The sequence below is a fragment of the Synechococcus sp. RS9902 genome (genome assembly GCF_014279635.1).
Classification (GTDB): domain Bacteria; phylum Cyanobacteriota; class Cyanobacteriia; order PCC-6307; family Cyanobiaceae; genus Parasynechococcus.
The window spans coordinates 823254-834113 of sequence record NZ_CP047949.1 but is presented as its reverse complement, the minus strand read 5'-3'; the positions used below and the strand labels follow the sequence as shown (position 1 = coordinate 834113).

Below are 10860 nucleotides of genomic sequence, written 5' to 3'. Positions count from 1 at the left end.
ATTTTTTATTGAAGCAGGATGAAGATCGGATTTTGCTTTTTGGTTAAGAATAATATTTCGTGGCAGGATATGTGGAAGAACTTTTTTAGTTCGGCTGACCCATCGGAATATTCTGTATATATTCATGCCAAAACAAGTGTTGTTAACACTTCCCTTGACAATGTTTTTATTGACCCTAACCCGGTAGAAACGGAATGGGCATCAATCAGTTTGGTCAAGGCGACTAAGCAGCTTCTAAAATCAGCTTTTAAAGATGATTGTGACTCAGTTGTCTTCTTATCCGGAGATTCACTACCTCTCTGGAACTTTCAAACAATAAAAAGGCTGTGTTCTAAGACATTATTTTCATTACAACCCACAGTAGGCCTTAATGAAAAACAAATCAATCAAGTTAACAGAGAATCCAATAGGATAAGAGCATTCTATGGTGTGAATTCTTCGCTTCAACTTGTGAAGCAGAACATGTTTTTCTGTATGCATAAAAATGACTTTCAATTAATTCAAGATATTTCGATCGACTCATTTCCCTCCAAGGAAGTACCAGATGAATATTTTTGGGCCAATCAGTTGATCATTAAGGGCAATAAAGTCGAAAACTCTAATTTCATCTTCGCCAATGAAGATTCAACAAAAACGCAGGCCCTACCTTGGATAATCGATTGCAACTTGCTCCATCATGCGCGTTCCAGAGGCTATCTTTTCATCCGGAAAGTTGTTAATTTTTCGGACATACAATCCAAAAACTACCTTAGAAAATTAATCAGATGTAGTGGTTAATTGATTAATTATCCAATGATTTGGCAATTAAGATCTGTTTGCATGATTAAATTGTTATGTAGCAAGCCTCTTGTTAAGCACAAACTGTTAAGCCTCGTCAGCTGACCATGATTTGCTTGAGCAATACTACGTTCTAGCTCACATGACAGAAGATCATCGAGTCATTCAGTGACTTTATAATCATCATCTTTCAGGACAACTTACTCCTGGAGATGCTCTTGAAAACCTGTATCTCTTCCGCCCCCCCACCCTCCCGGTGAAATGATCCAGAACTCCGAGTAGAAGCTTGTTCCTATCGTCTAAGGGAAAGTCAACAAAAAGCGGATGTGCGACTGATTGCTCCAGAATAAAGGGGAATGTCCTTGCTGCTCATGCTCTGGCTGAAAAAGCTCAATTTCATGGAAACCGCCAAGCTCGAGATGGAGCTCATGAAGGCCCTAGATGCCGGTGAAGACCTCGACGCCAAGCTCGCCGATCAGAAGCAGTTGGCCGAATCCACAGGCGATGCAGAGCAAGCCTGGAAAGCAGATGTCTGGGACAAGATGCTGCAAAGGATTCGCAAAATGGAATCAATGCTGAATCCCCCCAGTGAGCCATGAGTGCGGCACCAGCGGAGACGCTGCTTAAAGCGATTCAGCTCTCGGTGTCGCCAGTGTTTCTGTTGGCTGGCATTGGGGCAATGGTGAACGTGTTGTCGAGTCGATTAAGCCGCAGCGTGGATCGCGCCAGAGAGCTGAGACATCGCAGCCATGAACTGGATGACGACGAGCAGGCTGAATTCAAATTGATCCGTCAGAGCATCCGACTTGTGGTTCGCGCCATTGGGCTGCGCACCCTGTCGATCCTTTTAATTTCAACGGTAATGGGCGTAATTTTTCGGACGGTCGCCCTGCAGATCAATCTCTCCATAGTTGTGGCGCCGCTTTTCGTGGCTGCAATGCTGATGCTCACCTGGGCAGCTGTTTGCTTCATGCGAGAGATCACTATCACCGCCAAGCAGTTGCAAGCCAGCTTTGGGCCCAGCGAAACCACTAGCTGGGGATCAGATCAATCACGCTGATCACCAGACCAACAGCGATCACCGGCGGCGAAATCCAGCGCAGCATCACCAGCAGAAAGCGCTGCAGCCAGATCGGGCTCCCCGAATGGCTGAGCTCCTCCTGAAAACGGGTGGGGAGCACCCAACCCAGCAACAGGGCCAGGAGCAAGCCCCCCAGAATAAGTAGCAGGCCCCCAAATACGGAATCCATCCAGCCGAGAACCTCCATGGAGGTGGCCGCTGGAAGACCGGCCACAAAGATCAACGCCGCGGACACCCAGACGGCCCGGGAGCGGCTCCACCCCAGGCGATCGATCAAACAGGCCACCGGCACCTCGAGCAGCGACACCGCTGAGGTGATCGCTGCAATCAGGGCCAGAGCAAAAAAGAGCACCGCCACCAGCTGACCTGTGGCGCCCAGCGAACCCAGGCCCGTGGGCAGCGCGATGAAGATCGTGCCCAGGGTGGAGCCACTGATCACATCCTGGAGGCCAAAGCTCATCACCACGGGGAAGGTGACCATGCCGGCCAGCAAGCCCACAGCGGTGTCCATCCCCACCACCGCCACGGCTTCCCGCGGCAGGTGGGCGCGCCGACTCAGGTAGGCCGAATAGGCCAGGATGCAGCCGATGCCCGTGCCAATCGAGAAGAAGGCCTGGGTGAAGGCATTGCGAATCGTGGTGGGATCCTGCAGCTGGCTGTTGTCCCAGCGGAGCAGGAATGTGCGATAGCCCTCCGAGGCCCCATCAAGACCAGCGGCCCAAACCGCAAGGCCAATCAGCAGCACAAACAACAGCGGCAGCCCCCAGCGGGACAACCGCTCAATGCCTCCGCGCACGCCGGCCGCCACCACAGCAGCAGTCGCCACCAGGCTGAGCAGCTGGCCGATCAAGGCGGAGCGGCCGCCGCTGAGGCCGGCAAAAAAGGCTTCCGCTGAAACGATATCCGCCGGGAGCCCCTGGGTGAGGGTCTGCACCAGGGTGGCCCCGGTCCACCCCATCAACACGGCATAGAAGGCCAGGATTCCACTTGCCGCCAGCACAAACAGCCAACCCATCGGCTGCCAACGGCGACCTGCGGCCGCCACTGGCGCGAGCAGGGGGCTTTGGCCGGTGCTGCGCCCAAGCACCATTTCGGCCACCAGCACCGGTAGGCAGACCAACAGCACAATCACCACGTAGAGCAGCAGGAAGGCGCCGCCACCTCCCTGGGAGGCGCGGTAAGCAAAGCCCCAGAGATTGCCGAGACCCACGGCACTGCCCGCAGCCGCCAGGACAAACCCCAGGCCCGATCGCCACTGTTCCTTCGCCATGCGCTTTCCACAAGCTGTCCGCCAGCTTGCCAGCGTTCAACGGTCCTGGTGGGAGACTTGTCGCAACTGCCGGAACAGCATGAAAGCCATCAGCGTGCTGGGATCCACCGGTTCGATCGGCACCCAGACCCTCCAGATCGCTGAGGAGTTTCCAGAGCAGTTCCGCGTTGTGGCCCTGACGGCCGGCCGCAACCTGAAGCTTTTGGTTGACCAAGTTCAGCGGCATCGCCCTGAGGTGGTAGCCCTGGCAGATGCCGATCTCCTGCCCGAGCTGCAGGAGCGTCTGCAGAACGCTGGCATCACAGGCACCGATGCACCCCAGCTGGTGGGAGGTGCTGACGGTCTCAACGTTGCTGCCGCCTGGGACAGCGCCGACCTGGTGGTGACGGGCATTGTTGGTTGCGCCGGTCTGTTGCCGACCCTGGCGGCGATCCGCGCCGGCAAAGACCTGGCTCTGGCGAACAAGGAAACGCTGATTGCAGCCGGCCCCGTGGTGCTGCCGGAGCTGAAGAAGAGCGGCAGCCGTCTGCTGCCGGCGGATTCGGAGCACTCAGCAATTTTCCAGTGCCTGCAAGGAACCCCCTGGGCTGAAAACGCACGCCTCTCCACCGGCGTGCCCACACCGGGGCTACGCCGGATTCAGCTCACAGCCTCCGGCGGCGCCTTCCGCGACTGGACGGCCGCCGACCTTGAAAAAGCCACCGTTGCTGATGCCACCAGCCACCCCAACTGGAGCATGGGCCGCAAGATCACCGTGGATTCCGCCTCCTTGATGAACAAGGGGCTGGAGGTGATCGAAGCCCACTACCTGTTCGGCCTGGATTACGACCACATCGAGATCGTGATCCATCCCCAGAGCATCATCCATTCGATGATCGAGCTGGCGGATTCCTCCATGCTGGCCCAACTGGGCTGGCCCGACATGAAGCTGCCGATCCTCTACTGCCTCAGCTGGCCTTCACGCCTCGAGACGCCATGGCGGCGACTGGATCTCACGGAAGTGGGGCAGCTCAGCTTCCGGGCCCCCGATCCCGCCAAGTACCCCTGCATGGAGCTGGCCTACGCCGCTGGACGCGCCGGCGGCACCATGCCTGCGGTGATGAATGCTGCCAACGAGGAAGCCGTGGCGCAGTTCCTCGAGGAGAAGATTCACTTCCTCGATATCCCCACAGTGATCGAGGCCGCCTGCGAGCGTCATAAACCCGATCTGATGGCCCAACCCCAGTTGGACGACGTGCTGCGGGTGGATCAGTGGGCACGAACCGCCGTGCGAGAACAGGTGAACCGCGGTGTGACCCGTTTGCCCATGGGAGCGCTCGCCGCTTAGGCATGCAACGGGTCAGCCATCACCTCCTGCTCTGCGCAACCCCCACCAAAGCCAAATGCTGCGATTCAGCGCTTGGGGCACAAACCTGGAATGAACTAAAGAGCGTTGTTCGCGAACTGAATCTCGAAAACACCGAACGCCCCGAGGGAATTGTTCTGCGCAGCAAAGCCGATTGCCTCAGGGTGTGCGTACGAGGGCCGATTCTTCTGGTCTGGCCAGACGGAATTTGGTACGCCGAGGTTTCGCCTGATCGCGTCAAAAGAATCATCGAACAACACATCATCGGCCACCAACCCATTGAAGAATGGATTCTCAAAAGAACACCATTCGAGACATCCACTGGCGCCCTTTCAGGCGAAATTTGATCCCAAATCAATCCAATAAAGCATTAGTGAAAGGCCCAATTAGCGCGCAATAAAAGGAACTCTGAGTAAAAGGATTTTGAAATTCAGCCGAAATTCCAAACAACGAAATCCGAACAATTGCTATTGGGCTCTTGAGCACCATGCGCCCACGGGTCGCAGCCCGGGCAATTATGATAAAAACCTTAAGCGCCAACAGATGAGCGCTTGTCTTGAGGCTTCCATTTGGCATTTGCAACAGCGACCCGACCCGCAAATCCAGCCCCTGAAGACAGCGCTGAATCAATCCCCTACCCGAGCAAGGCTGAGCTGCTCAGCGCCTTACCAGCAGAGCTCTCCAAGCTGAGCCCAGCGAAGTCCTGGGCGAGTCTGGCCATGTCTGCTGGGCTTTCGCTTCTGGCCGTCGGCCTGGGAACCCTTCTTCCGCTCTCGGCAGCCGCCATCCCCCTCTGGCTCCTCTACGGCGTGATCACCGGCACCATCGCGATGGGCTGCTGGGTGATCGCCCATGAATGCGGCCATCACGCCTTCCACCCCAACCGCCGGATTGAAGGCGTTGTGGGCTTTGTGCTCCACAGCATTTTGCTTGTGCCGTACTACAGCTGGGCCCACAGCCACGCGGTTCACCACGCCCACTGCAATCACCTGGAACAGGGAGAAACCCATGTTCCGCCGCGGGCAACGTCACCGATGGGGCGAACCACCGAACAGCTCAAGCAGAGGTTGAATCCCACCGTCTTCGGGATCATTTCTCTGTTCAATCACCTCGTGATTGGCTGGCAGCTTTATCTCTTCCTGGGCGCCACCGGCGGCGAGGACTACGACTCCCCCACCTCTCATTTCTGGAATCGCAAGCGCAATTTCAACGGCAAACGCCGTCTTTTCCCGCATTCATTCGGCAAGTGGATGCTGCGATCCAACCTGGGATTGCTCGCCATGGTTGCCCTGTTGATCATCGCCTCCGTGCAGTTTTCCCTGCTCCGTGTGCTGTGCGTCTATGGCCTGCCCTACCTGGTGATCAACATGTGGCTGACCACCTACACCTGGCTGCAGCACACCAACGCCGACATCCCTCACTTCTCCAACGAAACCTGGACTTGGTCGAAGGGAGCCCTGCAAACGGTTGATCGTCCCTACGGGCCCATCCTCAATCTGCTGCACCATGGAATCGGCTCAACCCACGTGTGCCATCACGTGAATTCATCGATTCCGCACTACAACGCCTGGCGTGGAACTCAACTGCTGAGGCAGAGGTTCCCTGAGCTGGTGCGCTACGACTCAACACCGATCCACAAAGCGCTGTGGAGGATTGCCACACGCTGTGGTGGCGCTGTGTACCAGAACCCAAGCGATCGGGCCTTCTACTACTGAAGCGAGAGGGCCCCACAACATCTCGGGATCACGGCTTAACCAGCAACAACGTCCCTGAGCCAGGCCGCCGCCAGCTGGTCGCCCCAGCAGCCGTCGCGGCCATGGAAGCCGTTGTGCCCTCCCCGTGGCGTGAACAAGGTGTGAATCGCAGCCTCCGGAGGCAGCGCCTCTGCCAGATCCATTGCAGACGAGGCAGGAACCCAAGGATCATCCAGGGCCTGCAGCAGCAAGGTGGGCGGCATCGCTTTGCAGGCGGGCACCAGATGCTGCAGGGGTGAAGCCTCGCGGTAGTAGGCCTCCACATCCGCAAATCCCCAGCGGGGAGCCGTCACGGCACTGTCGAACTCACGAATCGAACGAGGGGGCGTCGCCTGCAGCTTGGCTTCCTCGTCGGCGCTCACCCCAAAGGGATCCGCCAGGGTCTGACGCACCAACCGCTTGAGCAGCCAGCGTTGGTAGACCCGATTGCGCGGTCGCTCGATCGAGGCGCTGCAGGCCGCCAGATCCAGGGGACTGCTGGCACAGAAGAGGCCATCAAGCATGCCGGGGGAAGCCAGAGCGGCATTGAGCAGCATCGTGCCGCCCAGGGAGATGCCTGCCCCCAGCAGTGGGCGACCCGCCGCCAAGCTTCGGGCCCGCGCAATCACCGGCAGCAGATCGCTGTTGCAGCGTGCTGCATAGGTGCCACCCGCAAGGTGGCGGCCTGGATCAGCACCGCGCAGGTTGAGGCGCAGCACCGCAAAACCGGCGGCCTGGAGCGCCACACCCATCCGCCTCAGGCCCTCCCGGGAACTGGATCCCCCCAGGCCATGGAGCAGCAAAACCAAGCCCTTGGGGTCCCCTTCCGGCTGATCGAGCAGGGCCAGCAGCGACCCGGCAGCCGCCGCTCCACTGGGCAGGGCTGGCACGGGAATTTCAATCGGAACCCCTTGATCGTGGGGAAGATCCACTTCGCGCAGGGTGTCGCGCAGGGTTTGCAGGTCGCCACCGATCCAGGGCCAGCGCTGCTCAAACGACGGAACCCCCAGCCGCTCCCGCAGCTGGGGGTTATCCACGCCGCGGCCCATCACTTCTTGCCCAAGCCCAGATCCTTGAGTTCCACCAGGAGATCTCCGAGCACCTTCTTGGCATCGCCGAACAGCATCGAGGTGTTGGCCAGCTCGAACAGATCGTTTTTGATGCCGGAGTAGCCAGCGCTCATGCCCCGTTTCACCACGAACACCGTGCGGGCGTCCTGCACATCCAGAACGGGCATGCCGTAGAGCGGCGAATTGGGGTCGTTCTTGGCCTGGGGATTGACCACATCATTGGCACCCAGCACCAACACCACGTCGGTGGCGGGGAACTCGGGATTGATCTGATCCATCTCCTGCAGCTGCTCGTAGGGCACATCGGCCTCAGCCAGGAGGACGTTCATGTGACCCGGCATACGACCGGCCACCGGGTGAATGGCATAGGCCACGTCGATACCAGCGCTCTCCAGCACCCGCGTCACTTCCCTGAGCGTGTGTTGCGCCTGAGCCACGGCCAAGCCATAGCCGGGAACAATCACCACCCGTTCAGCGGCCTCAAGGGTGAGAGCGCACTCCTCAACACTGCAGCTGGTGATGTTGGTGTATTCACCGCCACCACCGCCTGCAGCGGTCGTGGCACCCAGGGCGCCACCGAACAGCACAGACACCAGGGAACGGTTCATGCCGTTGCACATCACCTGGGTGAGGATCAGGCCTGCAGCGCCAACCATGGCGCCTGCCACGATCAGCAGCTGGCTGCCCACCACGAAACCGGCAGCAGCGGCAGCCACGCCGGAATAGCTGTTCAGCAGGGAGATCACCACGGGCATGTCGGCGCCGCCGATCGGCAGCGTCACCCCGATCCCCAGCAGGCCGGAGGCCACCACCAGCAGCCAGAGGCCCGTGCTCGAATCAGCGTTGCGCAGCATCTCAACGGCACCCACAAGGGATGCCACCGCCAGCGCAATGTTCACGGCATGGCGCGCCTTGCTCTGCATCCAGGCCGGCGTGGACAGCCAACCCTGCAGCTTGGCCATGGCCACGATCGAGCCGGTGAAGGTGATCGCACCCACGAACACGGAGACAACGATCGACACCACGGCCACAGGGCCTGCCGCATCGAGGGCCGTCGGGTAAAGCGCCGCAGCCAGAGCCACCAGCAGTGACGACATGCCACCGCAGCCGTTGAAGAGGGCGACCGTCTCAGGCATGGAGGTCATCGGCACCCGCTGGGCGGTGATGGCGCCGAGCACACCACCCACCAACGTTCCGGCGATGATCCAGGTCCAGGCGGCGATGCTGATGCCGCTGGTGCCGATGTAGTTGATCAGCAGACCCAGCACCGCAAGGCCCATCGCCACGGCTGCCAGCTGGTTGGCGCCCCTGGCGGAACGCACCTTGGAGAGACCTTTGATGCCGAGAGCCAGCAGCAGAACCGCAACAAGCTCGATCGCGTATTTGAGAAGGTCAGACATCAGCGGTTCTCCTTGCGAGCAGGCTTGCGGCTGAACATGGCCAGCATGCGATCGGTCACGAGGAAGCCCCCGATCACGTTGAACAGGGCAAAGCCCAGCGAGACGGAACCGAGCAGCAACAGCACGGTGTTGTCGCCGGCTTTGATGATGGCGGTGAGTGCTGCCAACACGGTGATGCCGGAAATGGCATTGGCACCACTCATCAAGGGAGTGTGCAAGGTGGGGGGAACCTTGCCGATCAGCTCCAGCCCAAGCAGGCTGCCAAGCAGGAGAACCCAGAGGAATTCAACAAACATCAGTTGGCACCTGGGGTAAGGACATCGCCTCGACGGATGGTGCCGTCCTGGGCGATCAGACAGCCGGCGATCAGTTCATCCTCGGGATCAAGGCTGAGGACGCCGTCCTTCAAAGTGGGCTCCAGCAGAGCCACGAGGTTGCGGGCGTAAAGCGCACTGGCGTGATTGGGAACGCTGCAGGGCAGGTCATTACCACCGATCAGCTTCACACCCTTGCGATCCACGGTCTGGCCAGGAACGGTGTCTGCACAGTTGCCGCCCTGGGCCACGGCCAGATCCACCACCACCGCGCCGGGGCGCATCCGATCGAGCATGTCTTCGCTGATCAGACGCGGAGCGCGGCGGCCGGGCACCTGGGCGGTGCAGATGGCCACGTCGGCCTCCGCCAGCTGATCCGACAGCTGCTGACGCTGGGCCGCCAGGAAGGCGTCGGAGGCCTGTTTGGCATAGCCACCGGATTCTGAAGGCTTGTCCTCCATTTCGGGGGGCTCAATGAAACGGGCGCCGAGGGATTCCACCTGCTCCTTCACGGCAGGTCTGATGTCACTGACGTACACCACAGCACCCAGACGGCGCGCCGTGGCCACGGCCTGAAGGCCGGCCACACCGGCTCCAAGAATCACCACCTTGGCCGGCTGAACGGTGCCCGCCGCCGTCATCAGCATCGGGAAGTAACGGTCCAGCGCGGCGGAGGCCAGCAGCACCGACTTGTATCCGGCGATGTTGGCCTGGGAGGAGAGCGCATCAGCAGACTGGGCCCGGCTGATCCGGGGCAGCAGCTCGAGCGCCATGGCTGAAAGCCCGCTGCGCTGCAGGGCGGCCGTCAGCTCTTCGTTGGCATAAGGGGACAGCAGACCCACCACCAGCGCTCCCTGGCGCAGGCGGGCCAGGGTGGCTGCGCTCGGAGACTGAACACAGAGGAGAACGTCGGCCTGACTCCACGCCGACGAATCTCCCGTCCCAATGAGATCCGCGCCCTGCTCGGCGTAGGCCTCATCGAGGTATCCGGAGGGGGTACCGGCTCCGCGTTCGACTGCGACGCTGCAGCCCAACGAAACAAATTTCTTGACCGTGTCCGGTGTTGCCGCGACGCGGTTTTCTCCCGGCGTCGACTCCACCGGTATAAGAAGTCTGGGCAAGGCGAACACAACCACCGACCCGGCACAGGGTAGAAGGTCGCCTTCTCGAGATCGGGGAAACTTCCTGAAGAACGCACAGAACTTCTGTCGTTCTTGCTACGTGAAGTGGACCCTCTGTGCTCCCCATGGGTCTCAGCGCAATCGAGTGTCCCGATGGCCTCTGCCACAGCCACCACGGTGGCCATGCCGTTGAACGGGAAACCATGCAGTCCACCCTCCAGTTGCACGGCAAGGACTGGTGTGAACGGCTGGCGGAGCGGATTTATGAAATCTCCGTCGACACCTTTTCGCAAAGTGTGATGCCGAGCTTGCATACGGCCGGCTGGCAGCGACGCCATCTCGACTGGGAGTTCAAGCTCAACGACGGTGAGAGCGAACCCGATCGCACCCTGGTGGACGGGATGATCAACGCCACGGAAAGCTTCCTGCGCAGCAGCGAAGTGCACCGCCTGTTCATCCAGGAACTCGTGCAGGGCACCTTCGCGGAGGCCGAAAACGACGACCTGCGCATTCAGGCGGTGCGCACCTTGGTGGAGACCGAGATCGTGGCGATGCTTGAGGAGCACAAAGAGGAGCTGCTGGATCGGCTCGCTCAGCAGCTGCTGGACACCGCCAAGGGGGATTTCACGGCAGCTCGCTCCGCCTCGGAGGAGGCCTTGAAGGAAGTGGAGCACCTGGTGGTCAACCACGCCGAAGCGCTCTGAAGCAGGCGCTCTAAAGCAAGCGCTGATGATCCAAGACGTGCTGCC

General features: G+C 59.8%; 12 protein-coding genes. 7 read left to right on the top strand and 5 right to left on the bottom strand.

Annotated elements, in window-relative coordinates; translation table 11 throughout:
• Positions 1-18 precede the first annotated feature (18 nt).
• The 3 genes from SynRS9902_RS04335 (at position 19) to SynRS9902_RS04325 (ending at position 1837) form a co-directional block, all read left to right on the top strand.
• Positions 19-777 (top strand): beta-1,6-N-acetylglucosaminyltransferase, encoded by a 759-nt coding sequence (locus SynRS9902_RS04335; protein WP_186510102.1) that lies wholly within the window; start codon positions 19-21, stop codon positions 775-777.
• A gap of 356 nt (positions 778-1133) precedes the next feature.
• Positions 1134-1376 carry a hypothetical protein gene (locus SynRS9902_RS04330; RefSeq protein WP_255446202.1) on the top strand — a complete coding sequence of 81 codons (243 nt, stop codon included), beginning with the start codon at positions 1134-1136 and terminating at the stop codon, positions 1374-1376.
• The gene (locus tag SynRS9902_RS04325) at positions 1373-1837 is read left to right on the top strand and encodes a DUF2721 domain-containing protein (RefSeq protein ID WP_186510101.1); all 465 of its coding nucleotides are present in this window, start codon (positions 1373-1375) and stop codon (positions 1835-1837) included. The genes SynRS9902_RS04330 and SynRS9902_RS04325 overlap by 4 nt, the downstream gene beginning before the upstream one ends.
• Here the strand turns inward: SynRS9902_RS04325 and SynRS9902_RS04320 are convergent.
• Positions 1809-3128 (bottom strand): sodium-dependent transporter, encoded by a 1320-nt coding sequence (locus tag SynRS9902_RS04320; RefSeq protein WP_186510100.1) that lies wholly within the window; start codon positions 3126-3128, stop codon positions 1809-1811. The two genes, SynRS9902_RS04325 and SynRS9902_RS04320, sit on opposite strands and share 29 nt — an antisense overlap.
• Before the next feature lie 79 nt (positions 3129-3207).
• On the opposite strand from SynRS9902_RS04320, the gene SynRS9902_RS04315 reads away from it, so the two are divergent.
• The 3 genes from SynRS9902_RS04315 to SynRS9902_RS04305 all read left to right on the top strand — a co-directional run bounded on the left by SynRS9902_RS04315 (position 3208) and on the right by SynRS9902_RS04305 (position 6188).
• A complete protein-coding gene (locus SynRS9902_RS04315) occupies positions 3208-4455 on the top strand; it encodes a 1-deoxy-D-xylulose-5-phosphate reductoisomerase (protein WP_186510099.1) in 1248 nt (415 codons plus the stop codon).
• Positions 4456-4457: 2 nt separating this feature from the next.
• Complete coding sequence (locus tag SynRS9902_RS04310; protein WP_186510098.1) at positions 4458-4820, top strand: ferredoxin; 363 nt, start codon at positions 4458-4460, stop codon at positions 4818-4820.
• Between the two features lie 222 nt (positions 4821-5042).
• Positions 5043-6188 (top strand): fatty acid desaturase, encoded by a 1146-nt coding sequence (locus SynRS9902_RS04305; protein ID WP_186510097.1) that lies wholly within the window; start codon positions 5043-5045, stop codon positions 6186-6188.
• A 35-nt stretch (positions 6189-6223) separates the two neighbouring features.
• Here the strand turns inward: SynRS9902_RS04305 and SynRS9902_RS04300 are convergent, their stop codons facing one another.
• From SynRS9902_RS04300 to SynRS9902_RS04285, 4 genes are read right to left on the bottom strand one after another with little or no spacing between them, the layout of a single operon-like run.
• Positions 6224-7255: an alpha/beta fold hydrolase gene (locus SynRS9902_RS04300; RefSeq protein ID WP_186510096.1), complete on the bottom strand. Its 1032-nt coding sequence runs from the start codon at positions 7253-7255 to the stop codon at positions 6224-6226.
• Positions 7255-8676: an NAD(P)(+) transhydrogenase (Re/Si-specific) subunit beta gene (locus tag SynRS9902_RS04295; RefSeq protein WP_186510095.1), complete on the bottom strand. Its 1422-nt coding sequence runs from the start codon at positions 8674-8676 to the stop codon at positions 7255-7257. The genes SynRS9902_RS04300 and SynRS9902_RS04295 overlap by 1 nt, the downstream gene beginning before the upstream one ends.
• Positions 8676-8972 carry an NAD(P) transhydrogenase subunit alpha gene (locus tag SynRS9902_RS04290; RefSeq protein WP_011364925.1) on the bottom strand — a complete coding sequence of 99 codons (297 nt, stop codon included), beginning with the start codon at positions 8970-8972 and terminating at the stop codon, positions 8676-8678. The genes SynRS9902_RS04295 and SynRS9902_RS04290 overlap by 1 nt, the downstream gene beginning before the upstream one ends.
• A complete protein-coding gene (locus tag SynRS9902_RS04285; protein WP_255445630.1) occupies positions 8972-10111 on the bottom strand; it encodes a Re/Si-specific NAD(P)(+) transhydrogenase subunit alpha in 1140 nt (379 codons plus the stop codon). The genes SynRS9902_RS04290 and SynRS9902_RS04285 overlap by 1 nt, the downstream gene beginning before the upstream one ends.
• Before the next feature lie 125 nt (positions 10112-10236).
• Here SynRS9902_RS04285 and SynRS9902_RS04280 point away from each other — a divergent pair, with 125 nt between their 5' ends.
• The gene (locus SynRS9902_RS04280) at positions 10237-10815 is read left to right on the top strand and encodes an EF-1 guanine nucleotide exchange domain-containing protein (RefSeq protein WP_115008613.1); all 579 of its coding nucleotides are present in this window, start codon (positions 10237-10239) and stop codon (positions 10813-10815) included.
• Positions 10816-10860 lie beyond the last annotated feature (45 nt).